The organism is Leisingera sp. UBA4491, assembly GCF_002388965.1.
In the GTDB taxonomy this organism is placed as follows: domain Bacteria; phylum Pseudomonadota; class Alphaproteobacteria; order Rhodobacterales; family Rhodobacteraceae; genus Leisingera; species Leisingera aquaemixtae.
Genome location: NZ_DGNN01000028.1, coordinates 22,294 through 45,838, shown reverse-complemented (window position 1 = coordinate 45,838; position 23,545 = coordinate 22,294). Strand labels below are relative to the sequence as shown.

Sequence of the window (23,545 nt, the reverse complement as noted above, 5' to 3'; positions counted from 1 at the left end):
GTCATGAGTAATTCAATTAAGGCGGCAGCCCTGTCTGCGCCGCTGCTGCTGGCGGCAACCGCCCCGGCGATGGCACAAACCGTCGACGAGCGCGTCAATGAGATTTTCGCCAATTCGACCGGCTGGTTCGTCAACCTGATCTTCAGCCCGTTCCCGGGCACCAGCTTTCCCTGGATCGTTGCCTGGCTGGTGGTCGCGGCCACCGTGTTCACCGTCTACTTCGGCTTGATCCAGTTCCGCGCCTTCCCGCACTCGATCTCGCTGGTCAGGGGCGATTATTCCGACCCCAATGACGCGGGCGAAGTCAGCCACTTCCAGGCGCTGGCAACCGCGCTGTCGGGCACCGTCGGCCTGGGCAACATCGCAGGCGTTGCCGTTGCCGTCGGCATCGGCGGCCCCGGCGCGACCTTCTGGATGATCCTGGCAGGCCTGATGGGCATGGCCTCGAAATTCACCGAATGCACGCTGGGCGTCAAATACCGCAACGAGTTCCCGGACGGCCACGTGTCGGGCGGCCCGATGTACTATATGACCAAGGGCTTTGCAGAACGCGGCCTGCCGATGGGCAAATTCCTGGCGGTACTGTTCTCGATCTTCTGCATCCTCGGCGCGCTGGGCGGCGGCAACATGTTCCAGGCCAACCAGGCGCATGCGCAGATTTCCGGTGTTGTCGGCGAATACCCCGGCTGGATCACCGGCGTGGTGTTTGCAGGGGTTGTGTTCGCCGTGATCGTGGGCGGCCTGAAATCCATTGCGCGGGTGACCGAAAAGGTCGTTCCGTTCATGGGGGTCATGTATGTCGCAACCGCGCTGGTCATCCTGGCGATGAATGCCGACCAGATCGGCTGGGCCTTCGGCCAGATCTTTGACGGCGCCTTCACCGGTCTCGGCGTTGCCGGCGGCATGGTCGGCGCGCTGATCCAGGGCTTCAAGCGGGCGGCCTTCTCGAACGAGGCCGGCGTCGGCTCGGCAGCCATTGCCCACTCCGCCGTGCGCACCAAGGAGCCGATCACCGAAGGCTTCGTGTCGCTGCTGGAGCCGTTCATCGACACCGTGGTGATCTGCACCATGACCGCGCTGGTGATCATCATTACCGGCCAGCTGGTGCAGGACCCGAACACCGGCCTCTACCTGCTGGACGAGGGCGCAGCCACGATCCAGACCGTCGACGGCAACAAGGGCGTGGCGCTGACTTCGGCGGCCTTCTCCTCGGCCTTCGGCTGGTTCCAGTACGTGCTGGCGCTGGCGGTGATCCTGTTTGCCTTCTCCACCATGATCAGCTGGTCCTACTACGGCCTCAAGGCCTGGACCTTCCTGTTCGGCGAAGGCGAAACCAAGGAACTGGTGTTCAAGGTGATCTTCTGCATCTTCGTGGTGATTGGTGCCGCCGCCAACCTCGGCCCGGTGATCGACTTCTCCGACGCGGCGATCTTTGCCATGGCGGTGGTCAACATCATCGCGCTCTACTTCCTGATGCCGATCGTCAAGCGCGAGCTGAACAGCTACATGTCGCGGCTGAAAGCAGGCGAGATCAAGAAGTACGTCTGACCGGCTCTAGCCTGGTAATCAGACGGCTTTCAGACCCAAGCCTCTCCGGTTCGCCGGGGAGGCTTTTTTGATGAGAGGGCAGGGGCGGCTTCAGCCGCCCTGTTCCACGATCCGGCGCAGCCCGGCAATCTGGCCGGGCAGATCCGCGGCGCTTGACTGGCAGAAGCCGGTCAGCAGCCCCCGGGACCGGCCTTCGGGGTCGTGCGGCGACAGCGGCTGGACCCCGTAGCCCGCACTTGCGGCGCGGCGGCAGATCCGGACGTCCGCCAGCCCGCCCGCCAAGTGAAAGGCAATCTGCATCCCGGCGTTGTGCCGCCTGAAGGACCCCAGGGCTTCGGGCCACTGCGCCAGCGCATCTGCCGCCGCCGCATAGCGTTCGGAATAAAGCCTGCGGGCGCGGCGGATGTGCCGGTCGTACTGGCCGGAGGCCATGAATTCCGCCAGCGGCCGCTGCGCGGTGATCGCGGCGCCGGCGCTGGGCTGAAAAAACCGGGCCCGGAACCGCGGCACCAGCGCCGGCGGCAGGATCGCGTAGCCCAGCCGCAGCGCATGCGAGAACGTCTTGGAGAAGGTGCCCACATAGATGCAGCGCCCCTCCCGGTCGAGCGCGGCCATCGCGGGCACCGGCTGGCCGGCATAACGGAACTCGCTGTCGAAATCATCCTCGATGATCCAGCCGCCGCGCTCCCTGGCCGCCTGCAGGAAGGCCTGCCGCTGCGGCACCGGCAGGGTGCCGCCCAGTGGAAACTGGTGCGACGGCGTCAGCAGCGTGACCTTGGCCATCTGCCGCGGCACCTCCGCACCGCGCTCCCCGGCCCGCAGCCAGCGCACCGGCCAGCCGCGCGCCCCGGCAAAGCGCTGCGTCGGAGTGAACCCGGGGGCTTCCAGCGCAATATCCTCGCCCTCCACCAGGAAATCCATCGCCAGCTCCAGCGCCTCGCGCGCGCCGCTGGTGACCAGCACCTGATCCGCGCTGCAGTCTATCCCGCGCCAGCGCGCGGCATAGGCGGCAATCTCGCGCCGCAGTTCCGGATCGCCAAAGGAATCTTCCTGGTGGCTCAGGCTGAGCGGATCCATCCGTGCCACACGTGAAACACAGCGTGCCCAGGACCGGGCCGGAAACACCGCCGGGTCCGGCGCGCCGGGCTGCAGCATCCCCGGCGCGGGCGGGACCGCCGCAGGCTGCGGCCGCGGCGGTGCTTCGGGCGGCTGGATCGGCGCCACGTCGCAGACAAAGATCCCCGCACCGCGCCGCGCCTCGGCAAAGCCTTCGGCCACCAGCTGCTCATAGGCCGTCACCACGGTGGAGCGCGCCACCCCCAGATCCTGCGCCAGCGCCCGGGAGGACGGCAGCCGGGTGCCGATGGCCAGGCTGCCGCTGCTGATCTGGCGGCGCAGCGCGCTGACGATTTGCAGATAGATGGGCTCGGCGCTGGCCTTGGACAGCAGTCCGGACAGGTCAATCATACTGGACTGCTCTTTTTGTCTGAAACTGGAAGTTAATTACAGTCCAGTTTGCGCATAGCACTCCCCCTGACACAACAAGAATTCACGAGGTCCGCAAATGCGCCAGCCCGATACCGAAACCGCCCTGAAAACCGAGCGCAGCCGCCTGCGCCGCGCCCATGAACGCGGGCTCTATGACCGCGAGACGGTGTATCAGGTGCTCGACGCCATGCCGCTGGCCCATATCGGCTATCAGATCAATGGCGCCCCATCGGTGCTGCCGACGCTGCAATGGCGCGAGGGCGATCATGTCTATTGGCACGGCTCCGCCGCCAGCCGGGCGATCCGCGCGATGGAGGGGGCGGAGGTCTGCCTGACGGTCACCTGCATGGACGGCTACGTTCTGGCCCGCTCCGCCTTCCATCACTCGGTCAACTTCCGCTCCGCGATGCTGTTCGGGATGGCGGAGAAAGTCACGGATGAGGAGGCCAAGGCGGCCAGCCTCAAGGCGATGGTCGACCACATCTTCCCCGGCCGCTGGGACGCCTTGCGGCCGATGACCCGGAAGGAGCTGAAGGCCACCGCCCTGATGCGGATGCCGATCGAGGAGGGGGCGGCCAAGATCCGCTCCGGAGCGCCCAAGGACGACGAGGAGGATTACGCCCTGCCGATCTGGGCGGGCGTGGTGCCGATGGCGATGGAGCTGAAGCCGCCGCAGCCGGATCCTGCCAATCTGGAGGGCGTCGCGATGCCGGATCACCTGAGCCGCATCCGCATCGGCTGAAAACGAAAAAGGCGCGCCGCCCTGGCGCGCCCTTTATTCATCGGGGCCTATTCTGTCTGGCTGGCGCCCTCTGCCCCGGTGCTGACCAGCGCGCCGTTCTCCCAGGTGCCGTCCGCCTTCTGGCCGCTGGCATATTTCATCGTGCCGGGCCCCTGGCGCTTGCCGTTGACAAAACTGCCCTCGTAGACGTCGCCATTGGCATAGGTCGCCACGCCCTGGCCATAGATCTTGCCTTCCTGCCATTCGCCTTCATAGGTGAAGCCGTCGGGCATCACGATCTTGCCCTGCCCGTGGCGCTGGCTGTCGGCAAATGCGCCAGTGTAGACCGAGCCGTCGGCATAGGTGACCACCGCTTCGCCGTGGCGCTGCCCGTTCTGCCAGCCGCCGTCGTAGCGGTAGCCGTCGGCATAGGTCATCACCCCCTGGCCGTGGTTCTTGGCGTTCTTGAAGCCGCCGGTATAGCTGATCCCGCTGGGGTAGGTGGCGGTGCCTTTGCCCTCGATCACCCCGGCCACCCATTCGCCTTCGTAGGTGGAGCCGTCGGGATAGGTGATCTTGCCCTGGCCTTCGGCCAGATCATCGCGGAAATCGCCCTCATAGACCGATCCGTCAGGATAAACAGCCTTGCCCTTGCCTTCGATCTGCCCCTTCACCCAGGCGCCGGTGTAGCTGTAGCCGTCCTTCTCGGTGAAGGTGCCGGTGCCGTGGCGCTGATCGTCCAGGAAGTCGCCCGTGTAGACATCGCCATTGGCGTAGGTCTGCGTGCCGGTGCCGTGGCGGCGGCCTTCTTGCAGCGCGCCTTCATAGATGTCGCCATTGGGCTGCACCAGGCGGCCGGTGCCATGCATCTGGCTGGTCATCCATTCGCCTTCGTAGACCAGCCCGTCCGAGGTCTCCAGCCGGCCTTGCCCCTGCAGCTGGCCATCCGCCACGCTGCCTGCATAGACGGTGCCCTCGGCATAGGTGATCTTGGCCTGGCCCTGCTGGCGCCCTTCGGCCCAGTCGCCGTCATAGGTATAGCCGTCCGGCGATTGCATCACGCCCTTGCCGTGCCGCTTGCCATTGGCAAAGCTGCCCTGATAGCGCACGCCGCTGGCATAGACCGATACCCCGTCGCCGTGGATCTGGCCGTCCTGCCATTCGCCCTCATAGGTGCTGCCGTCAGCGCGGGTCAGCTTGCCCAGACCGTGCGGCTTGCCCTGGGCGAACTCGCCTTCATAGATTGAGCCGTCCGGGAACCGTGCCACCCCCTGGCCGCGGACCTCGCCCTCGACCCACTCGCCGGTGTATTCATAGCCGTTCGGCAGCTTGTAAGTGCCTGTGCCATGCTGCAGCCCGCCTTTGAAGGTGCCCTCGTAGACGCCGCCGATCTCATCCTGCGTGGTGATGATCTCCCCCTCCTGGGCAAAGGCCGGCGCGGCCAGTGCCAGGATCGTGGAAAGCGCGATTGCGGTGCCGAAACGGGTCATTCAAAACCTCTGCCTGCCCAGGAATTACGGTGCTGCTGCCATATTGGGTTGCTCGCCCGGAAACTAAGCTACCGCAGGCGGGGCCGCAATGTCTTTTCCCCGGCACCAGGCCCTTGCTCTTTTCCTTGGCCGTCAATCTGGTAAATGGCTGAAGAAGGATTTTTGCAAAGGGCCGATGCAGCATGGCAGACCGTTTCCGCGTGACACTGGCGCAGCTGAACCCCACGGTGGGCGATCTGGCAGGCAACGCCGCCAAGGCCCGCGCCGCCTGGGAGGCAGGCCGCGAGGCCGGCGCCGATCTGGTGGCGCTGCCGGAAATGTTCATCACCGGCTACAATACCCAGGATCTGGTGATGAAGCCGGTGTTCCACCAGGCCGCCATCGCCGAGGTTGAAAAGCTGGCGGCGGACTGCACCGGCGGCCCGGCGCTGGCGATTGGCGGGCCGTGGGTCGAGGGCGGCCGGCTCTACAATGCCTATCTGATCCTGAAGGACGGCAAGATCGCCTCGCGCAGCCTCAAGCATCACCTGCCGAACGAGACCGTGTTTGACGAGGTCCGCCTGTTCGAGGCCGGGCCGCTGGGCGGCCCCTATTCCGTCAGCAACACCCGCATCGGCTCCCCCATCTGCGAGGACGGCTGGCATGAGGATGTGGCGGAAACCCTGGCCGAGACCGGCGCCGAGTTCCTGCTGATCCCCAACGGCTCGCCTTATTTCCGCAACAAGATGGAAGTGCGCTTCAACATGATGGTGGCGCGGGCGGTCGAAACCCATCTGCCGGTGATCTACCTGAACATGGTGGGCGGCCAGGACGACCAGGTGTTCGACGGCGGTTCCTTCGCCTTGAACCCGGGCGGCGCGCTGGCGGTGCAGATGCCGCTGTTCGACGAGTGCATCACCCAGCTCGACCTCATCCGCACCGGGGACGGCTGGCGCGTGGAGGAAGGCGAAAAGGCGCATCTGCCGGACGAATGGGAGCAGGACTACCGGGTGATGGTGGAATCCCTGCGCGACTACATGGGCAAGACCGGCTTCAAGAAGGTGCTTTTGGGTCTGTCCGGCGGCGTCGACTCGGCGATTGTCGCGGCCATCGCGGTGGATGCGCTGGGGGCTGAGAATGTCCGCTGCGTGATGCTGCCGTCGGAATACACCAGCCGGGAATCGCTCGACGATGCCGAAGCCGTCGCCAAGGCGCTGGGCGTCCGCTACGACTTTGTTCCGATCAGCGAAGGGCGCGAAGCCATCACAAATACCCTGGCGCCGCTGTTTGCCGGCCTCGATGCGGATATCACCGAGGAAAACATCCAGTCCCGCCTGCGCGGCCTGCTGCTGATGGCAATGTCCAACAAGTTCGGCGAGATGCTTCTGACCACCGGCAACAAGTCCGAAGTCGCCGTGGGCTATGCCACCATCTATGGCGACATGAACGGCGGGTACAATCCGATCAAGGACCTCTACAAAACCCGCGTGTTCGAGACCTGCCGCTGGCGCAACGCCAACCACCGCCCCTGGATGAAGGGTCCGGCGGGCGAGGTGATCCGCCCCAATGTGATCGACAAGCCGCCCTCGGCGGAACTGCGCGAAGATCAGAAGGACAGCGACAGCCTGCCGGACTACCCGGAACTGGACGCCATTCTGGAAATTCTGGTCGATTTGGAGGGTTCAATCGCGGATTGTGTCGCGGCGGGCTTTTCCCGGGATGTGGCCAAACGGGTCGAGCATCTGCTTTATATCAGCGAATACAAACGCTTCCAGTCCGCGCCCGGCGCCCGGCTGACGCCGCGGGCGTTCTGGCTGGACCGCCGGTACCCGATTGTGAACCGCTGGCGCGACCCTACCTGAGGCGCGCGTTAACCCCTTGAAGGCGCGGGTCTTTTCCGCGCTTTCGGCCCTTTCTCCGGGCAGCTTCCGTAACGGTAAAGTCCTGATATGCGGCGAAAAAAACACAATACCGCAATGCGCGGCAGAGGCGGCCGCGTGGACGCTGGACCGCCGAATCCGCAGCGGGCATAGAGGCCTCATGCCTGGACCGAGACTGCCTCATTTCCAATCCAATCTGGCCTTGCCCAAGGCTGTCGACGCCGTGGTGATCGGCGGCGGCATCATTGGCGCGGCCACCGCGCTGGAACTGGCTGAGCGCGGCCACTCTGTGCTGTTGTGCGAAAAGGGGCAGATCGCGGGCGAGCAAAGCTCGCGCAACTGGGGGTGGGTGCGGATCTCCTGCCGCGATCCGCGGGAAATCCCGCTGATGGCGGAATCGCTGCGGCTTTGGGAAGGGCTGGCGGCGCGCACCGGGCAGGACACCGGGTTCACCCGCTCCGGCATTCTCTACACCGCGGACACAGCCAAGCGCGAGGCGCAGCTGGAGCGCTGGCTGCGCAACCTCGACGGCTGGGGGCAGGCGGCCCGGATGGTGCGCGGGCCGCAGCTGGCGCAGCTGATGCCGGGCCATCAGACCAAAACCCGCAGCGCCCTGCTGACGCCGATGGACGGGCGGGCCGAGCCGCAGATGGCCACCCACGCAATTGCCACTGCCGCCCAGGCCGCGGGCGCCAAGATCATGACCGAATGCGCGGTGCGCAGCGTCGAAACATCGGCCGGGCGCATCAGCGGCGTGATGACGGAACGCGGCCGCGTCGCCTGTTCGGCGGTGGTGGTGGCGGGCGGCGCCTGGTCGCGGCTGTTTCTCGGCAATGCGGGCATCAGCCTGCCGCAATTGAAGGTCCTGAACTCGGTCCTGCGCACCTCGCCGGTGCAGGGCGGGCCGGACATCGCGGTGCGCACCGGAAACCTGGGCCTGCGCAAGCGGGCCGATTGCGGCTACACGGTCTCGGACGCGCTGGAGAACATGGTCGATATCGTGCCCGACAGCTTCCGCCTGGGCTGGACGTTTCTGCCCAGCCTCCGCCACGAATGGCGCGCGCTGCAATTCCGCGTCACCAGCCGCTGGCGCGAGGAGGCGGCGCAGGCCCGCCGCTGGCAGCCGCTGCAGACAACCCCGTTCGAGCTGTGCCGGGTGCTGGACCCGGCGCCGTCGCAGAAGGCGCTGAAAAGCGGCTGGGCGGCGGCGCAAAAGGCCTTTCCGGTGCTGCAGGGCGCCGATGTGGTGCAAAGCTGGGGCGGGCTGATCGACGTGACCCCGGACGCGATCCCAGTGATCTCGCAGGCCGACGAGCTGCCGGGCCTGTTCATCGCCACCGGGTTTTCCGGCCACGGCTTTGGCATCGGCCCGGCCGCGGGCAAACTGGCCGCCGATCTGGTGACCGGCGACACCCCCGTGGTGGATCCGCATGACTTCCGCCTGTCGCGCTTTACCGACGGCAGCAGATACGGGCCGCAAAGCGGCTACTGACCGCTTCCCTTACCCCATCAGCTGATAGCTCACCGGCACATAGCGGAACCCCTCGCCGCGGGGTTCGACAAAGCCCGCCGCCGGGAACGGCATGTGATAGCCGATCATCGGCAGCTTGTCCGCCGCCAGCATCCCCAGCACCCGGCGGCGCGACTCCGTTGCCGCCGCCTTGTCCATGTCGAATTTCACTTCCCAGTCGGGCCGGGCAAAGCTCCAGACATAGTGGTTGGCCAGATCCGCCGTCAGCACCAGCTGGCGGTTGCCGCTCTCCAGCATATAGCACATATGCCCCGGGGTATGGCCAAAGCTGGCCATTGCGGTGATCCCCGGCGCCACGCTGGCGCCATCGTCGACAAAGGTGGTTTTCTCCGCCAGCGGCGTCATGTTCTGGGCCACCAGATCGCCCACCCGGTCGCCCGGATCCCGTTTGGACCAGAAATTGTATTCCTCCGCCCCTGTCACATAGCGGGCGTTCGGGAAGGTTGGCGCGCCATCGGTCATCAGGCCGCCGATGTGATCGGGATGCATATGGGTGATCACCACCACGTTGATCTGGTCCGGCGTCACCCCAGCGGCGGCCAGCGCCCTGGCAATGCCGCCATTGCCCAGCCCGGTGTCAAACAGCACCAGCTCCCCGCCGGTATCGACGAGCGTTGGGGTGAAATAGAACTGAACGGTGCCGGCAGAGATGAAATTCTCCTGCGACACCTGCGCAAACTCCTCATCGCTTGCATTGCCGCCAAAGATGGCTTTCGGCTCCTCCCGCTGCGCCGAAGCATCCAGCAGAGTGGTGACCGGCATCTCCGCCAGTTTGAACGAATGGGCAACCGGCGCTTCGGCGCGGCCGCCATGGGCGCCGGCCAGCAGCGGCGTTGCGGCACCGGCCAGGGGCAGGGCGGCGGCCCCGGCCAGGGCAGCGCGGCGGGAGAGGGAAACAGTCATGGCATAACCTCCGGTGGAGTTGGACTGGCCTTACCCTAGCGCTCCGGCGGCAGAGGGCTGTAAACAATCCCGTGAGGCGGGTTAGGATGCGGTCAGGAGGCAGCGTGATGAGCCAGAACAAGACCGTTCCGACCGGGGTAAGCGTCGAGGCGTTTATCGCAGGTGTTGAACCGGACCGCAAAGCGGCGGAAGCGCAGCAGCTGGATGCGCTGTTCCGCCGGGTGACCGGCTACAGGCCGCAAATGTGGGGGCCGTCACTCGTCGGCTACGGCCGCTACCATTTCCGCTATGCCTCGGGGCGCGAGGGGGACTTCCTCGCCACCGGCTTCTCGCCGCGAAAAGCACGCCACTCGATCTACATCATGCCGGGCTATCAGGACTACGGCGCCATCCTCTCCCGCCTCGGCAAGCACAAGCTTGGCAAAAGCTGCCTCTATGTGAACAAGCTCGCCGACATCGACCTGGAGGTGCTCGCCGAACTGATCCGCACCGGGCTGAAGGACCTGAATGCAATCTGGCCGGTGCAGCCGGACTGACGGGCCGCGGCTTTCATCTTTCCGGAAATACTCCCGCCGGAGGCCCGCGCGCCAAGCGCGCGCCCGCTGCCGAAACTGGACAAACCGCGGCCCATGTGACAAGGGGCAAGGCAACAGGAGACTCGTGATGACCACCACCCGTTTTGCCCCGTCGCCGACCGGCTATATCCACGTCGGCAACCTGCGCACCGCGCTGATGAACTATCTGATCGCCCGCAAGGCCGGCGGCACCTTCATCCTGCGCATCGACGACACCGACCCGGAGCGGTCCAAGGAAGAATATGTCGATGCCATCAAGCAGGACCTGGAATGGCTGGGCCTGACCTGGGACAAGGTGGAGCGCCAGTCCGAGCGGCTCGACCGCTATGTCGCTGCGGCGGACAAGCTGCGCGAGATCGGCCGCTTCTACGAGGCGTTCGAGACTCCGACCGAACTGGACCTGAAGCGCAAGAAGCAGCTGAACATGGGCAAGCCGCCGGTCTATGACCGCGCAGCACTTGCGCTGCCGGAGGAGGAGAAGGCCAAGCTGCGCGCCGAGCGCGGCGACGGCGTCTGGCGCTTCAAGCTGGATCAGGAACGGATCGAGTGGACCGACGGCATCCTGGGCGATATCTCCATCGACGCGGCTTCGGTCTCCGACCCGGTGCTGATCCGCGGCGACGGCCAGTTCCTCTACACCTTGGCCTCGGTTGTGGACGACACCGAAATGGGCGTGACCCATGTGGTGCGCGGCTCTGACCACGTGACCAACACCGCCACCCAGATCCAGATCATCGAGGCGCTGGGCGGCACCGTGCCGTCTTTCGCGCACCACTCGCTGCTGACCGGCCCGCAGGGCGAAGCACTGTCCAAGCGTCTTGGCACGCTGGCGCTGCGCGACCTGCGCGAAGCCGGTGTGCAGCCGATGGCGCTCCTCAGTCTGATGGCGCGCCTGGGCTCCTCCGACCCGGTGGAGCTGCGGTCGGAGCTGGCGGAGCTGATCGACGGTTTCGACATCAGCCGCTTCGGCGCCGCGCCGACCAAGTTCGATGTCGAGGATCTCTATCCGCTGACCGCCCGCTACCTGCAGTCGCTGCCGCTGGCGGCGGTGCAAGCCCATGTGGACGCGCTGGGCGTCCCGGCGGAGAAACAGTCGGCGTTCTGGGACATGGCCAAGGAAAACATCACTACACTCAAGGATCTCGCGGGCTGGTGGGAGCTGTGCCGCGACGGTGCCGAGCCGCTGGTGGCCGATGAGGACAAGGACTTCATCGCCGAGGCGATGGCGCTGCTGCCTGAAGGCCCCTATGACAGCGACAGCTGGGGCAAGTGGACCGCCGCCGTCAAGGAAGCGACGGGCCGCAAGGGCAAGGGGCTGTTCATGCCGCTCAGGAAGGCCGTGACCGGCATGGAGCGCGGCCCCGACATGTCCGCGCTGCTGGCGCTGATGGACACCGTCCGCGCCCGCGGCTGAGGCGGTTCGCGGCGGAAAAAGCCGGTCAGACACAGATCCGGGGCGGCGCCGCAGGGGCCGCCCTTTTTTCGTGCGGTTCCGTCAAGGGGCGGCACGGCGGCGCTCCCGTCCGCCGGAGCTGCATCGCAGATGCATCCCCTGCGGTTGGGCCGGGCGCCGCGCGGACGCGCGGCGCGGCACCGCGCCTTGGCGCGGTGCCATGCCCAACTGAGAGAGGGGCAGCCTGCCTGCGCCTGAACAGGCGGGAGCGCGCCGCAGGACCGCAGCAAAACAGCGGACCGCCCGGTGGGCCGCGGCCCGCGGATCAGCCGCTGCCGCCCTCGCCAAGCTCCTTGCGCATCTCCGCCGCCGCCTTGGCCATTTCCGGGTTGGAGTGGCTTTCCAGCTCCTGCAGGGTCTTCTGCATCCAGCCCATCACCGAGGGCGAATCGCTGCCGCTGCGGGCTATCGGCGGGAAGGCGCAGCGCAGCAGGTGGCGCGCCGTCACCGGCGGCACCTTCACGTTGGGAAACTCCGGCTTCCGGGTGCTGCTGATCTCATCGGCAGGCATGGTCTCCCACAGCAGCCGCCCCAGCCGTCCCATCACCTCGACCGCGGTGCCCGGATCGTTGATGCCGGGCGACAGCGCCCGCTGCGCCGTCTCCGCCAGCAGGGTGAGGCCAAAGGACGGGTCCTGATCGAAACTGCGCACGTCGCCGATGTCGATCGCCTTCGAGGCCGCCTTGCAGAAGTCGTTGTCTCCGGCAGCGGCCCAGGCCACCGGCTGGCCGCGCAGGATGTATTCGCCGGGCGCCTTTGCCAGGGTGATTTCGGTGCCGGCTTCCTCTGCCAGTTCATTCAGCTGGGCCATCCCGGCAAAGCGCACAAAGCCGCTGCGGGAGGCCGGGATGGCCACCGCATCGGCGGGAACATCGCTGCTGTCAGAGCGCTGGCCGCCCAGGCAGGGCATGTCAAGGCGCGCGCGCATGCTGTCGCGGGTCCGGGATTCGATCAGCCGCAGCGTATGGTCCATGCTGCCCAGCCCGGACAGGTGATCTATCCAGCGCAGGATGGCACCGACGATCAGGACAACGACCACGATGGTGATGCCGAACACCACCAGGGCGCCTTCGGGCGTGTAATAGCGCGCCCGGAACAGGATCACCCCGCTGAGCGAAAAGATGAACCCGCCCACAAAGGTCGCCAGCACCCGGTGGGTCACGGTATCTTCCAGCAGCAGCCGGTACACCCGCGGCGTCGCCATCGAGGCCGCGGTGCGGTAGGCGCTGACCATCACGTTCAGCGAAAACGTGGTGACGGCCAGCATGCCCGACGCCAGGATCGTCAGCACCGGCAGCACCGCCTCGCGCCCGAAGTCCTCGCTCAGGCTGTCGGGCAGCAGCGGCTTGGCCAGCGGCGCCAGCAGCAGCGCCAGCAGCGACAGCACGGAAATCAGAACCACCCGGAACCAGAGCTTGCGGGCAATCCGCCTGAGGTACAAAAGGAACTGCTCAATCATGAGCGGAGCTTATCCTGCGCGCGCCGGTGCTGTCGATCAGATCGTCGAACAGCGCGCGCTCCGCCCGGCTCAGGTGCTGGTGGCGCGGATAGCGGGGCGCCGCCCGGTCATCCAGGAGGGGGGCGTTCCAGCCGTCGGTGGTGGCGATGAATTCCTGCACGCCCGCCTCGCCGAACACCTGCAGATAGCCCTGCAGCACCACATCCAGATAGCTCAGCAGAATCGGGTGCTGCTCGGTGGCGCCATTCTGCTTGTCCGCCGCCACCGCATAGACGGAAATCTCCGGCGATCCCGCCAGCGCGTGCTGCACCTTGTCCGATGCGGGCAGCCGCTCATAGGCGAATTCGCGGGCGTCCAGCGCCGCCCAGTCGGCGCCCGGCACCTCGGCGATCAGCCCGCCGATGGTGCTGGCGGCGCAGGGCACCGCCGACAGAAACGCCACCTCGCGCAGGTCCGTATGCACCCAGGCCCGCCGCCAGCCGCGCAGCCGGGCGGGCTGCGCGCCGCCATAGCCATGCGTCGCCGTGTTCACCAGGCTGCCGTATCCAAAGAAGTAAGGAGCCGTCATCCGCGCGCCTTTCCGCCGCAATTCCGGTTATTGATGTATGTCAAACCGCTTTTTCGCGCCATGTGCAATAAGCGATGCACCATAGCTGCGGGAGCGACCCATGCGGATTACCAAAAGGACCAACATTGCGGTGCGGCTGCTGATGTATTGCGCCGCCCATGAAGACCGCCTGGTGACCAAGGCCGAGATTGCCGAATGCTGCAACATCTCGGAAAACCACCTGGCGCAGGTGATCAACCAGCTGAGCCAGCTGGGCTACCTGGCGACCCAGCGCGGCCGCAACGGCGGCATGAACCTTGGCAGGCCCGCGGCGGAGATCCGGATCGGCGACGTGTTCCGGGATGTCGAGGGCAACCTGCCGATGGTGGAATGCTTTGCCGATGCGGACAACACCTGCCCGCTGGCGGGGGCCTGCCGCCTGAAGGTGGCGCTGGCCGACGCCGCGCAGGCCTTCTATGCCTCGCTGGACGACATTTCCCTGGAATCGCTGGTCTGCGACAACCACGATCTGCTGCGCATCCTGCAGCCGGTGTCCTGCGGCGCCCGCTGAGGCCGCCGCCGCAGCGCTGATCATTCGCGGGCCCGCAGGATGCGGGCCGGTTTGGCTGCCAGCGGCCGCAGCGCAAAGGCCAGCCCGGCCAGCAGCGTGGTCAGCACCCCGCCGGAAATGACCATCACCGCGTTCGGCCAGATCACCGTGTATCCTGTCTCAAACACATAGGCGTTGATGGCCCAGGCCCCGGCAATGCCTGCCGCCAGCGCCACCAGCCCGGCGGCCGCCCCCAAAAGCGCCGAGCGCAGCGCGAAACTGGCCAGGATCTGCCTGCGCGGCGCGCCCAGTGTTTTCAGCAGTGCCGCCTCATAGCGGCGGGCGGGCTCTCCGGCGGCCGCGGTGCCCAGCAGCACCAGAAACCCGGTCAGCAGCGTCGCTGCGGCGCCATAGGCAGTGGCGGCGGCCAGCTGGCGCAGGATGTCGGACACCCGGTCGATGGCATCCCGCATCCGGATGGCGGTGATATTCGGCATCTCGCGGGCCAGATCGCGCAGGATCGCCGCCTCCGCCTGCTCCTCGGCATAGACGGTGGCGATGAAACTGTGCGGCGCACCGGCCAGCGCAGCCTCGTTCAGCACCATCACAAACCCCATCCCCGCGGTGGAGAAATCCACGTTGCGGAAGCTGGTGATGGTGCCGGTGATATCACGCCCCAGAATGTTCAGCGTCAGCGTGTCGCCCAGGCTAAGCCCCAGTTCCTCGGCCTCCTCGGCGGCAAAGCTGATCTGCGGATCACCTGAATAGTCCGCGGGCCACCACTTGCCGGCGGTGACCTCGGTGCTGTCGGGCCGGGCCGCGGCATAGGTGATGCCGCGGTCGCCGCGCACCACCCAGTGATCACCCGCAACCTCTGCCGCGGGCTGGCCGTTGATCCGGGTCAGCACCCCGCGCAGCATCGGCGCGTTTTCCACCCGGGTGACGGAGGGATCGTTCTCCACCCGCTCCAGGAAGGCAGGCATCTGGCTGCGCTGGATGTCGACGAAGAAATACGAGGGCGCCACATCCGGCAGGTTGCCGGCAATCGCACGGCGCATGTTGCCGTCGATCTGGCCGATGGCCGCCAGCACCGTCAGGCCCAGCCCCAGCGCCAGCACCGCAGGCACCGCCCCGTCGCGCGCGCTGCCGATGGAGGACAGCGCCCACCGCAGGGCAGGGCGCCCGCGCGCAGCCCCGGCGCCGCGCCGCGCCGCAAAGCCGATGCCGAGCGCGGCAACCAGCAGCACCAGCAGCGCCCCCATCAGCCCGCCCGCGGTCCACAGCGTCAGCTGAGCCGAGCCGCTGAACCACGCCGCCAGCCCCACCAGCGCCGCCAGTGCCAGCGCGGTCGCCAGCAGGTAGCGCGGCGCGGGCAGCCGGGTGCGGCTGGCAAAGGCATCCCGGAACAGCGAGGCCGCGCGGATGCGTTCGGCCCGCGCCAAGGGCCAGAGCGCAAAGATGAAGGCGGTCAGCACGCCATAGACCGCGGCCTCCGCCAGCGCCGAGGGGTAGAACGAGAACACCGCCGGAAACGGCAGCTGCGCCGCAATCAGCGGCCCCAGCAGCAGCGGTCCCAGCCCGCCCAGCACCAGCCCGATGCCCACGCCGACCAGCGTCAGCGCGCCGATCTGCAGGAAGTAGGTGAGGAAAATCGTCTGCCGCTCCGCCCCCAGCGTGCGCAGGGTGGCAATGGTTGCAGTCTTGGTCGCCAGATAGGCGCGCACAGCGGCAGAGACGCCGACCCCGCCCACCGCCAGGCCCGAGAGGCCCACCAGCACCAGGAACCCGCCCAGCCGCTCGACAAAGGCGGTGATCCCCGGCGCGCCGTTCCTGGCATCGCGCCAGCGCATGCCGGTGCTCTCAAACAGCCCTTCGGCCTCGGCCTGCAAGGCGGCCAGATCGCTGCCCGGCGGCAGCTCCATCCGGTATTTGGTGTCAAACAGCGTGCCCGGCTCCAGCAGGCCGGACTCCCCCAGATCCTCCGGCCGCACCATGGTGCGCGGCCCCAGCTCAAAGCCGGAGGCGGCGGCATCCGGTTCCAGCGCGATCATCGCCATCAGGGCGAAATCCTGCGTGCCCAACCGGAAGCTGTCGCCGGGCTGCAAGCCCAGACGGTCGGCCAGCACCCGGTCCATCACCGCGCCGGGCAGGCCGTCCGCACCGGCCAGCGCGGCATCGAGCGGCATCTCCGGCGCCAGCTTCATCTCCCCCTTCAAGGGGTATAGCCCATCCACCGCCTTCACCTGGGTCAGCCCGCGCTCCTCGCCCACCGTGGCCATGGAACGGAACTCGGCAATCCCGGAATAGCGCAGCGCGGTCCGTTGCAGCCAAGCCAGCTCATCCTCGTTGGCAAACCGGTAGGTGAAGTTCAGCTCCGCATCGCCGCCCAGGATCGTGGCGCCTTCGCGCTCCAGCCCGGTCTCGATCGACGCGCGGATGGAGCCGATGGCGGCGATCACCCCGACCCCCAGCGCCAGGCAGGCGAGGAAGATGCGAAAGCCCTTCAGCCCGCCGCGCAGCTCCCGCAGGGCAAAGCGCCAGGCCAGGCGGAGGGCGGAGCCGCTCATTCGGCCGCTTCGCGCGCGGCGTCCCCATCGATGCGCCCGTCGCGCAGCCGCACCACCCGGTCGCAGCGCGCCGCCAGCTCCGGCGCGTGAGTGACCATCACCAGCGTCGCGCCATAGCGGTCGCGCAAGCCAAACAGCAGGTCCATCACCGCGTGGCCGTTGGCCTCGTCCAGGTTGCCGGTCGGCTCATCCGCCAGCAGGATCGCAGGCCGCGGCGCCAGGGCGCGCGCCAGCGCCACCCGCTGCTGCTCGCCGCCCGACATCTGCGCCGGGAAATGGCCCGCCCGGTGGCCCAGCCCCACCGCCTCCAGCTCTGCCTGGGCGCGGGGGAAGGCATCCTTGACGCCCGCCAGCTCCAGCGGCGTTGCCACGTTTTCCAGCGCGGTCATGGTCGGGATCAGGTGAAAGCTCTGGAACACCACGCCCATGTTGTTGCGGCGGAACCGGGCCAGCGCGTCCTCATCCATCGCGGTCAGATCCGCCCCCAGGGCCGTCACCCGGCCGCCGGTGGCCTGCTCCAGCCCGCCCATCAGCATCAGCAGCGACGACTTGCCCGATCCGGACGGCCCCACCAGCCCCAAGGTTTCCCCCTGCCGCACGTCCAGCGAGATTTCGTGCAAGATCTCCACCGGGCCGGTATTGCTATTCAGGGTCAAACTCGCATCTAAGAGATGAAGAACGGGGCTTTTTTGATCGGTCATCGGGCCTGCCTGTTGGGTGCACCTAACGGATATGGAGTGTTTGCCGCCATGCGCAAGACATTGGCACTGCTGAGTTTGCTGCTTTTCACCGCCCCCGCCTGGGCGGATCCGCTGCGGATCACCGCCCTGGGCGACAGCCTGGTGCAGGGCTACGGGCTGCCGCAGGGGCAGGGGCTGGTGCCGCAGCTGGAACGCTGGCTGAACGAAAACGGCGCCGAGGCCGTGTTGCAGAATGCGGGCGTTTCCGGCGACACCACCGCCGGCGGGGCAGAGCGCGCCGAGTGGACCCTGTCAGACAACCCCGACGGGCTGATCGTGCTCCTGGGCGGCAATGACATGCTGCGCGGGCTTGAGCCGCAGGAGGCGCGCGCCAACCTGACCCGCATCCTGCAGACGGCGCAGGACAAGGGGGTTGAGGTCCTGCTGATCGGCATGAAAGCCCCGCGCAACTACGGGCCGGAGTACAAGCAGGCGTTTGACGCGATCTACCCGGAGCTGGCGGCAGAGTTCGGCGCGGTGCTGCACCCGGATGCCTTTGCGGGCATGGCAGCAGAAGCGGGCGGGGACCCGGCGGCGGCGCAGGCCCTCATGCAGGACGACGGCATCCACCCCAACGCTCGGGGGGTGGCGCTGAATGCCGCTGCCATCGGGCCGGCGGCCCTGCAGCTGATCGCCGCGATCGGCAGCTGAAAACAGCCCCGGCCGTCAGGGCTGTTTTGGAATTTTCAAAGCAGATCGGAAGATCCGGATCAGGAGACCAGCGCGATATCCACTGCGGATTCACGGCCGTCGCGGCCTGCGCGCAGCTCATAGGTCACTTTCTGATTGTCCGCGAGGCCGGTCAGCCCGGAACGCTCAACAGCGGAAATATGGACAAAAATGTCCTTGCCGCCGTCTTCGGGTGCAATAAAGCCATAGCCTTTGGTGGTGTTGAACCATTTGACGGTGCCGGTGGCCATCGTCGATTTCTCCTAAGTCGTCTTCAGTTCCCTGCCCGCTTATGCGGCAGTCCGGCAAGGTTAGCAGATGCTCATGACCGCGCCGGGTGAGGCACAGTGATAGCATTCGCGTAACATTGCCGTGACAGAATTGGGTGCGAATCCCCTCTGGTGCAAGAAAAATGCGGTGTAAAACAGGGGTTCGCGGCAAATTTCCGCAGGTCAGAGCCTAAAGCACCGTTACAACCGTGCCCAGCGGCACCCGCTCGTACAGGTCCACCACATGCTCGTTCATCATCCGGATGCAGCCGTTCGACACCGAGTGGCCGATGGTCTGCGGCTGGTTGGTGCCGTGGATGCGGAAGTAGGTGTCGACTCCGTTCTGGAACAGATAGAGCGCCCGCGCGCCCAGCGGGTTGTCCGGCCCGCCGGGCTGGATGTATTCATTGTCGACAAATTTGGCATAGGCTCTGGGGTCGCGTTCGATCATCTCGTCGGTGGGGCGCCAGGTGGGCCATACCTTCTTGCGCTGGATCACCGCCTGGCCGGTGAATTCCAGCCCGGCCTTGCCGACGCCCACGCCATAGCGGATCGCCTTGCGCTTATCGGTCACGAAATACAGGTAATAGGAGCGCGGCAGCACCAGGATCTGGCCCGGGGCGAAATCCTTCCTGATCCGCACTTCCTGCGGGGCCGGGTCAAACACCACTGGGTCTTTTGTGCGGGCCAGGGCAGGCAGCGGCAGCAAAGTGGCTGCGGCGGCTGCGGTGCCCGAACTCAGAATCTTCCGGCGTGAAATCATGGCCATATCCCCGTAGTCTGTTGCAGGTCCCCTCATCTTCCGGTTGGAACGGCGGCCGGTCAACGGCTTTCCGCACCCGCGCGGGCAAGTGTTGCATGCAGCGCCGCCCAAGGCGGCAGACCCCGCCGCCGCGCCCCCGGCAGCGGGCGGCTGCCTGCAGCCTTGCGCCGCCGCGCCGGGCGGCTATACCAAGGCCATGCGACTGCTTGAGGAGGCGAACCCATGGGAGCCAAGACCCTGACCTGCCTGTCCTGCGCCCAGCTGAACCGGGTGCCGGAGGACAAGCTGGGCCGCGGCCCGAAATGCGCAACCTGCGGTGCGGCGCTGCTGCCGGGCACGCCGGCAGACGTGGATCCGGCGATCCTGCAGAAAGCCGTGCAGAACGATGACCTGCCGCTGGTGGCGGATTTCTGGGCACCCTGGTGCGGGCCCTGCCGGTCCATGGCGCCGGAATTTGCCAAGGCGGCCAAGACGCTGGGCGTGCAGGCCCGGCTGGTCAAGCTCAACACCCAGGATCACCCGTCCGCAGCCGCCCGCTACCGGATCCGCGGCATTCCCGCCCTCATCGCCTTTGAGCGCGGCAAGGAGAAAAAGCGCCAGGCCGGCGCCATGCGGCAGGGTCAGATCGTCAGCTGGCTGCGCGGCTGAGGCAGGCTTCCGGCCGGCCCCGCGCGCGCTCAGAACGGCCGCTGACCCAGCCCCTGCGGTTTGTCCGGCCTCTGGCTGGCTTTTGCGCTGCTGCGGCTGCTGCGCCAGGCCAGCGAAGCGATCACGGCAAATGCCAGAAGCGCGGCCTCAAAAGGATAAAGCAGGAGGGCGAGCCAAACGGGCCAGCCGCCAAGGAACACAGCGGCAAGCAACAGGCCCAAGGCGCCAACCGCCCCTATGACAGAACTCACCCAGGCCATGCTTGGTCTCCAATGCGCCTTGATCGCTTACAGAAAGGTAGAACAGGAGTACCGCGAAACAACTGTGCAAAAGAGGAGGCTTTCCGCCTCATAAGTGGAAATATCAGCTTTCAGCTATGCCTTTGGTGGTAATTCCGGCCTCTGCCGTATCCCGCCGCCGCGCTGCGCTGGCCGTGTCAGGCGGCGGCTGCCTCTCTCTGGCAGACGCCTGCTCCGCCCGCAGGGCCGGGGGGAAAGCTGCGCCAGGCCAGCAGCGCGGTCGCCGCAAGGGTCACCGCCGTGCCCGCCGCCGGGTACATCAGCAGGCAGAGCCAGACCGGCAGCCCAAATGCCGCATATCCGTAAACCGCAGCGAACAGCCCCGCGATCACTCCAAGGAAAATGCCTGCCCAAGCCATGATGCCTCCCCGATCCGCGCAGCACGGCCCCATTGCCCGTCTGCTTCTGCGGCCATCATCCGGCCAAGAAGGTTATCAAAGCGTTAAGATTCCGGAAGTGTATAGAAACCAGCGTAAATAATTGGCGGGCGGGCGCTGTTTCGCGGTCAGAGCGGCTTTGTCGCGCAACGCCCCTGGCGGGGCTCACTCTTCCATGAACTCATAGCCAAACCGGTTGATGATCAGGCTCTCGCGGTCCGCGACGAGCTGCCGGGTTTCCATATCGTAAAAATCCGATCTTTTCGCGGCTGCCGAGCGCGATGCGTTCATGGGCTTGCCCGCGCCAATCACGCAATCCAGCGTTTCGGCCCTTGCCAGCCTGTGGTCGAGCATGACCGACCGGAAATCGGCCGCAAGGCTCTCGGTATGCAGAAAACGGTCAATATAACAGTTTTCTTCGGCCCAATCCGCAAGAGACTGGGGATCTCGCAGATGTCCCGAGTGCAGGGTTTTGCTGCCGGCGCAGTAGAGGTTGCAAAACCGGTAGCTGTAAAGGCCGCTGTGGCTGTGAAGGCGCGAGGAATAATATGCGCCAGACAGCAAGGGCGCCAGCTTGGGATCCATTACTTTGCGAAGCCATGTCCGAAAAGCGTCGGGATTGTTCGGATCGGCATAGAGGTGCAGATTTGCTGTCCAGTCCTGGCGTGCTGCAGCAAGAAGGGCCGGGACAAACCCGCAGACCGCGCGGAACGGGTTCTGTGTGTAACCACGGCTCTTCAATGGCCGGAACTGTGTCAGAGCCAGGTAGGGCCCCGATTTCCTTTTTTGCTTTACGCCGTAAGACCAGAGAGAAAGGTAATAATCCCAAGGGTTTCGGATCGTCGCAAATTTCAGAATGCCGCTTGAGACGATAGCCTCATCAGGCTTCAAGTGGTGTGTCACCTGTCGCGGCGGAAATTCGAGCGCGTGCAGCCAATTCAAAACAGACACACTACCCGTCTTGTTCAAGTCAACGTAAACAAACTCGTCGGATAGGAACATACACTAACCTCAAACTGGCACCGCTGCTCGCCCTTGCGTGCTTCGTAATCCTCCTTAGTTTAGCGCCGCCGGTCAGGCATGCCAGTCCCGCCTCGCTGACACCCCTGCATTCGGACCCGAGGGCATTTGAGTCCTGAAGGCGAAAATAACGCTTACGTTCTGCCCGGCGGGCGCACGGCCGCCGTTAGATTTTCCGCGCGTCTGCGCTGCCCCGGAACGACCTGGGAAAACGCAAAAAAAATGTGCCAGAGTTTCCCCTGGCACATATTTGACTGATGTCAGTTCACCGCACAAACTTCTTGTGCTTCAACCGCTTGGGCTCCAGCGCGTCGGGACCCAGGCGGCGCTTCTTGTCCTCCTCGTAGTCCTCGAAGTTGCCCTCGAACCACTCCACATGGGCGTCGCCCTCGAAGGCCAGGATGTGGGTACAGATCCGGTCGAGGAAGAAACGGTCGTGCGAGATCACCACGGCGCAGCCGGCGAAATCCACCAGCGCGTCTTCCAGCGCCCGCAGGGTTTCCACGTCCAGGTCGTTGGTCGGTTCGTCAAGCAGCAGCACGTTGCCGCCCTCTTTCAGCAGCCGCGCCATGTGAACCCGGTTGCGCTCACCGCCCGACAGCAGCGACAGTTTCTTCTGCTGGTCGCCGCCCTTGAAGTTGAAGGACGAGCAATAGGCGCGGGAATTGACCTGCGCGTCGCCCAGCTCGATGATCTCGGCGCCGCCGGAGATCGCTTCCCACACGGTGTCGTTGTCGTTCAGATCGTCGCGCGACTGGTCGACATAGCTGAGCTTCACGGTATCGCCGTACTCGACGGAGCCCTCGTCGGGCTGCTCCTGGCCGGTCAGCATCCGGAACAGGGTCGATTTACCGGCGCCGTTGGGGCCGATCACGCCGACAATGCCGCCCGGCGGCAGCGAGAACTCAAGGCCTTCGATCAGCTGCTTGTCGCCATAGTGCTTGGCGAGGCCGTTCACCTCGATCACCTTCGACCCCAGGCGCGGGCCGTTCGGAATGACGATCTGGGCGCGGCCGACCTTCTCGCGCTCGGACTGGCTGGCCATCTCGTTATAGGCCTGGATACGGGCCTTGGATTTCGCCTGGCGGGCTTTCTGGCCCTGGCGCATCCACTCCAGCTCGCGTTCCAGCGTCTTCTGCTTGGCTTTGTCCTCGCGGGCTTCCTGGCTCAGGCGTTTCGCCTTCTGCTCCAGCCAGCTGGAATAGTTGCCCTCGTAGGGAATGCCGCGGCCGCGGTCGAGCTCCAGGATCCAGCCCGTAATATCATCCAGGAAGTAGCGGTCGTGGGTGACACACAGGATGGTGCCCTTGTAGTCGATCAGGTGCTGCTGCAGCCAGGCGATGGTCTCGGCGTCCAGGTGGTTGGTCGGTTCGTCAAGCAGCAGCATGTCGGGGGCTTCGAGCAGCAGCTTGCACAGCGCCACCCGGCGGCGCTCACCGCCCGAAAGGTTGGCGGGCATCGCATCGTCCGGCGGGCAGCGCAGCGCCTCCATGGAGACGTCCACCTGGCTGTCCAGGTCCCACAGGTTCTGGGCGTCGATCTCGTCCTGCAGCTTGGCCATCTCCTCGGCGGTCTCGTCCGAGTAGTTCATCGCCAGCTCGTTGTAGCGGTCGAGGATGTCCTTCTTGGCCTTGACGCCCAGCATGACGTTCTCGCGCACGGTCAGGCTCTCGTCCAGCTTCGGCTCCTGCGGCAGGTAGCCGACCTTGGCGCCCTCGGCGGCCCAGGCCTCGCCGGTGTAATCCTTGTCGAGGCCCGCCATGATCTTCATCAGCGTGGACTTACCGGCGCCGTTGACGCCGACCACACCGATCTTCACGCCGGGCAGGAAGGAGAGGTGGATATTTTCAAAGCATTTCTTGCCACCCGGGTAGGTCTTGGAGACACCCTGCATGTGGTAGACGTACTGGTAGGAGGCCATCTGATTGCTCCGTTAAGGGGGGAATTTGCTGGCTGGTGTGATAGCCGAAGGGGGGACGGGGGGCAATGAGGGATGCGGGCTCTGCGGCGGCCTGGGTGCGAAGGGCAGACAGGGCGCCGGCAAGCCGCCCTTGCCCGACTCACCCCAT

Annotated in this window: 22 protein-coding genes; 9 read left to right on the top strand and 13 right to left on the bottom strand. The window is 66.1% G+C overall.

Annotated elements, in window-relative coordinates; translation table 11 throughout:
• Positions 1-3 precede the first annotated feature (3 nt).
• A complete protein-coding gene (locus tag B2P87_RS16560) occupies positions 4-1,548 on the top strand; it encodes an alanine/glycine:cation symporter family protein (RefSeq protein WP_058286355.1) in 1,545 nt (514 codons plus the stop codon).
• A 90-nt stretch (positions 1,549-1,638) separates the two neighbouring features.
• Here the strand turns inward: B2P87_RS16560 and B2P87_RS16555 are convergent, their stop codons facing one another.
• Positions 1,639-3,015, bottom strand: a complete 1,377-nt coding sequence (locus B2P87_RS16555) for a PLP-dependent aminotransferase family protein (RefSeq protein WP_141889487.1) — start codon at positions 3,013-3,015, stop codon at positions 1,639-1,641.
• A 97-nt stretch (positions 3,016-3,112) separates the two neighbouring features.
• Here B2P87_RS16555 and B2P87_RS16550 point away from each other — a divergent pair, with 97 nt between their 5' ends.
• Entirely contained in the window at positions 3,113-3,778 is a 666-nt protein-coding gene (locus B2P87_RS16550) for a pyridoxamine 5'-phosphate oxidase family protein (RefSeq protein WP_141889488.1), read from the top strand.
• A gap of 47 nt (positions 3,779-3,825) precedes the next feature.
• Here the strand turns inward: B2P87_RS16550 and B2P87_RS16545 are convergent, their stop codons facing one another.
• A complete protein-coding gene (locus B2P87_RS16545) occupies positions 3,826-5,247 on the bottom strand; it encodes an MORN repeat-containing protein (RefSeq protein WP_141889489.1) in 1,422 nt (473 codons plus the stop codon).
• Positions 5,248-5,429: 182 nt separating this feature from the next.
• Here B2P87_RS16545 and B2P87_RS16540 point away from each other — a divergent pair, with 182 nt between their 5' ends.
• Positions 5,430-7,088 carry an NAD+ synthase gene (locus B2P87_RS16540; protein WP_141889490.1) on the top strand — a complete coding sequence of 553 codons (1,659 nt, stop codon included), beginning with the start codon at positions 5,430-5,432 and terminating at the stop codon, positions 7,086-7,088.
• A gap of 178 nt (positions 7,089-7,266) precedes the next feature.
• Positions 7,267-8,598: an NAD(P)/FAD-dependent oxidoreductase gene (locus tag B2P87_RS16535; protein WP_141889491.1), complete on the top strand. Its 1,332-nt coding sequence runs from the start codon at positions 7,267-7,269 to the stop codon at positions 8,596-8,598.
• A 9-nt stretch (positions 8,599-8,607) separates the two neighbouring features.
• Here the strand turns inward: B2P87_RS16535 and B2P87_RS16530 are convergent, their stop codons facing one another.
• Positions 8,608-9,540, bottom strand: coding sequence for an MBL fold metallo-hydrolase (locus B2P87_RS16530; RefSeq protein WP_141889492.1), 933 nt, complete (start codon positions 9,538-9,540; stop codon positions 8,608-8,610).
• 107 nt (positions 9,541-9,647) lie between these two features.
• Here B2P87_RS16530 and B2P87_RS16525 point away from each other — a divergent pair, with 107 nt between their 5' ends.
• The gene (locus B2P87_RS16525) at positions 9,648-10,076 is read left to right on the top strand and encodes a DUF1801 domain-containing protein (protein ID WP_141889493.1); all 429 of its coding nucleotides are present in this window, start codon (positions 9,648-9,650) and stop codon (positions 10,074-10,076) included.
• Positions 10,077-10,203: 127 nt separating this feature from the next.
• Entirely contained in the window at positions 10,204-11,529 is a 1,326-nt protein-coding gene (gltX, locus tag B2P87_RS16520) for a glutamate--tRNA ligase (protein ID WP_141889494.1), read from the top strand.
• Between the two features lie 304 nt (positions 11,530-11,833).
• Here the strand turns inward: gltX and B2P87_RS16515 are convergent, their stop codons facing one another.
• On the bottom strand, positions 11,834-13,027 hold the full coding sequence (locus tag B2P87_RS16515; RefSeq protein ID WP_141889495.1) for a DUF2254 domain-containing protein: 1,194 nt from the start codon (positions 13,025-13,027) through the stop codon (positions 11,834-11,836).
• Entirely contained in the window at positions 13,020-13,595 is a 576-nt protein-coding gene (locus B2P87_RS16510) for a gamma-glutamylcyclotransferase family protein (protein ID WP_141889496.1), read from the bottom strand. Before B2P87_RS16510 ends, B2P87_RS16515 begins: the two co-directional genes overlap by 8 nt.
• 100 nt (positions 13,596-13,695) lie before the next feature.
• Between B2P87_RS16510 and B2P87_RS16505 the strand changes: the two genes are divergently transcribed.
• Positions 13,696-14,145: an RrF2 family transcriptional regulator gene (locus B2P87_RS16505; protein ID WP_058286366.1), complete on the top strand. Its 450-nt coding sequence runs from the start codon at positions 13,696-13,698 to the stop codon at positions 14,143-14,145.
• Positions 14,146-14,165: 20 nt separating this feature from the next.
• Here the strand turns inward: B2P87_RS16505 and B2P87_RS16500 are convergent, their stop codons facing one another.
• The gene (locus B2P87_RS16500) at positions 14,166-16,691 is read right to left on the bottom strand and encodes an ABC transporter permease (protein ID WP_141889497.1); all 2,526 of its coding nucleotides are present in this window, start codon (positions 16,689-16,691) and stop codon (positions 14,166-14,168) included.
• Positions 16,688-17,392: an ABC transporter ATP-binding protein gene (locus tag B2P87_RS16495; protein WP_141889498.1), complete on the bottom strand. Its 705-nt coding sequence runs from the start codon at positions 17,390-17,392 to the stop codon at positions 16,688-16,690. The genes B2P87_RS16500 and B2P87_RS16495 overlap by 4 nt, the downstream gene beginning before the upstream one ends.
• A 48-nt stretch (positions 17,393-17,440) precedes the next feature.
• Here B2P87_RS16495 and B2P87_RS16490 point away from each other — a divergent pair, with 48 nt between their 5' ends.
• Entirely contained in the window at positions 17,441-18,082 is a 642-nt protein-coding gene (locus B2P87_RS16490) for an arylesterase (RefSeq protein ID WP_058286420.1), read from the top strand.
• Between the two features lie 59 nt (positions 18,083-18,141).
• Here the strand turns inward: B2P87_RS16490 and B2P87_RS16485 are convergent, their stop codons facing one another.
• Positions 18,142-18,351: a cold-shock protein gene (locus B2P87_RS16485; protein WP_008557431.1), complete on the bottom strand. Its 210-nt coding sequence runs from the start codon at positions 18,349-18,351 to the stop codon at positions 18,142-18,144.
• A gap of 208 nt (positions 18,352-18,559) precedes the next feature.
• Positions 18,560-19,132 carry a L,D-transpeptidase gene (locus B2P87_RS16480; protein ID WP_141889499.1) on the bottom strand — a complete coding sequence of 191 codons (573 nt, stop codon included), beginning with the start codon at positions 19,130-19,132 and terminating at the stop codon, positions 18,560-18,562.
• Positions 19,133-19,354: 222 nt separating this feature from the next.
• Between B2P87_RS16480 and B2P87_RS16475 the strand changes: the two genes are divergently transcribed.
• Positions 19,355-19,780 (top strand): thioredoxin domain-containing protein, encoded by a 426-nt coding sequence (locus B2P87_RS16475; RefSeq protein WP_058286369.1) that lies wholly within the window; start codon positions 19,355-19,357, stop codon positions 19,778-19,780.
• Positions 19,781-19,809: 29 nt separating this feature from the next.
• On the opposite strand, the gene B2P87_RS16470 is transcribed toward B2P87_RS16475, so the two are convergent.
• The 4 genes from B2P87_RS16470 to ettA all read right to left on the bottom strand — a co-directional run bounded on the left by B2P87_RS16470 (position 19,810) and on the right by ettA (position 23,397).
• Entirely contained in the window at positions 19,810-20,040 is a 231-nt protein-coding gene (locus B2P87_RS16470; RefSeq protein ID WP_141889500.1) for a hypothetical protein, read from the bottom strand.
• A gap of 176 nt (positions 20,041-20,216) precedes the next feature.
• A complete protein-coding gene (locus B2P87_RS16465) occupies positions 20,217-20,438 on the bottom strand; it encodes a hypothetical protein (RefSeq protein ID WP_141889501.1) in 222 nt (73 codons plus the stop codon).
• A 183-nt stretch (positions 20,439-20,621) separates the two neighbouring features.
• The gene (locus tag B2P87_RS16460; protein WP_141889502.1) at positions 20,622-21,458 is read right to left on the bottom strand and encodes a hypothetical protein; all 837 of its coding nucleotides are present in this window, start codon (positions 21,456-21,458) and stop codon (positions 20,622-20,624) included.
• Between the two features lie 283 nt (positions 21,459-21,741).
• Positions 21,742-23,397 carry an energy-dependent translational throttle protein EttA gene (gene ettA, locus B2P87_RS16455; protein WP_141889503.1) on the bottom strand — a complete coding sequence of 552 codons (1,656 nt, stop codon included), beginning with the start codon at positions 23,395-23,397 and terminating at the stop codon, positions 21,742-21,744.
• Between the last annotated feature and the right edge of the window lie 148 nt (positions 23,398-23,545).

Bases quoted from the DNA above. Each gene is read 5' to 3' on its own strand.
- B2P87_RS16525 (WP_141889493.1), top strand. From the start codon at position 9,648: ATGAGCCAGAACAAGACCGTTCCGACCGGGGTAAGCGTCGAGGCGTTT.
- B2P87_RS16480 (WP_141889499.1), bottom strand. From the start codon at position 19,132: ATGATTTCACGCCGGAAGATTCTGAGTTCGGGCACCGCAGCCGCCGCA.
- B2P87_RS16465 (WP_141889501.1), bottom strand. From the start codon at position 20,438: ATGGCTTGGGCAGGCATTTTCCTTGGAGTGATCGCGGGGCTGTTCGCT.
- B2P87_RS16510 (WP_141889496.1), bottom strand. From the start codon at position 13,595: ATGACGGCTCCTTACTTCTTTGGATACGGCAGCCTGGTGAACACGGCG.
- gltX (WP_141889494.1), top strand. From the start codon at position 10,204: ATGACCACCACCCGTTTTGCCCCGTCGCCGACCGGCTATATCCACGTC.
- B2P87_RS16535 (WP_141889491.1), top strand. From the start codon at position 7,267: ATGCCTGGACCGAGACTGCCTCATTTCCAATCCAATCTGGCCTTGCCC.
- B2P87_RS16540 (WP_141889490.1), top strand. From the start codon at position 5,430: ATGGCAGACCGTTTCCGCGTGACACTGGCGCAGCTGAACCCCACGGTG.
- B2P87_RS16560 (WP_058286355.1), top strand. From the start codon at position 4: ATGAGTAATTCAATTAAGGCGGCAGCCCTGTCTGCGCCGCTGCTGCTG.
- B2P87_RS16550 (WP_141889488.1), top strand. From the start codon at position 3,113: ATGCGCCAGCCCGATACCGAAACCGCCCTGAAAACCGAGCGCAGCCGC.
- B2P87_RS16470 (WP_141889500.1), bottom strand. From the start codon at position 20,040: ATGGCCTGGGTGAGTTCTGTCATAGGGGCGGTTGGCGCCTTGGGCCTG.
- B2P87_RS16545 (WP_141889489.1), bottom strand. From the start codon at position 5,247: ATGACCCGTTTCGGCACCGCAATCGCGCTTTCCACGATCCTGGCACTG.
- ettA (WP_141889503.1), bottom strand. From the start codon at position 23,397: ATGGCCTCCTACCAGTACGTCTACCACATGCAGGGTGTCTCCAAGACC.
- B2P87_RS16475 (WP_058286369.1), top strand. From the start codon at position 19,355: ATGGGAGCCAAGACCCTGACCTGCCTGTCCTGCGCCCAGCTGAACCGG.
- B2P87_RS16495 (WP_141889498.1), bottom strand. From the start codon at position 17,392: ATGACCGATCAAAAAAGCCCCGTTCTTCATCTCTTAGATGCGAGTTTG.
- B2P87_RS16485 (WP_008557431.1), bottom strand. From the start codon at position 18,351: ATGGCCACCGGCACCGTCAAATGGTTCAACACCACCAAAGGCTATGGC.
- B2P87_RS16515 (WP_141889495.1), bottom strand. From the start codon at position 13,027: ATGATTGAGCAGTTCCTTTTGTACCTCAGGCGGATTGCCCGCAAGCTC.
- B2P87_RS16490 (WP_058286420.1), top strand. From the start codon at position 17,441: ATGCGCAAGACATTGGCACTGCTGAGTTTGCTGCTTTTCACCGCCCCC.
- B2P87_RS16530 (WP_141889492.1), bottom strand. From the start codon at position 9,540: ATGACTGTTTCCCTCTCCCGCCGCGCTGCCCTGGCCGGGGCCGCCGCC.
- B2P87_RS16460 (WP_141889502.1), bottom strand. From the start codon at position 21,458: ATGTTCCTATCCGACGAGTTTGTTTACGTTGACTTGAACAAGACGGGT.
- B2P87_RS16500 (WP_141889497.1), bottom strand. From the start codon at position 16,691: ATGAGCGGCTCCGCCCTCCGCCTGGCCTGGCGCTTTGCCCTGCGGGAG.
- B2P87_RS16505 (WP_058286366.1), top strand. From the start codon at position 13,696: ATGCGGATTACCAAAAGGACCAACATTGCGGTGCGGCTGCTGATGTAT.
- B2P87_RS16555 (WP_141889487.1), bottom strand. From the start codon at position 3,015: ATGATTGACCTGTCCGGACTGCTGTCCAAGGCCAGCGCCGAGCCCATC.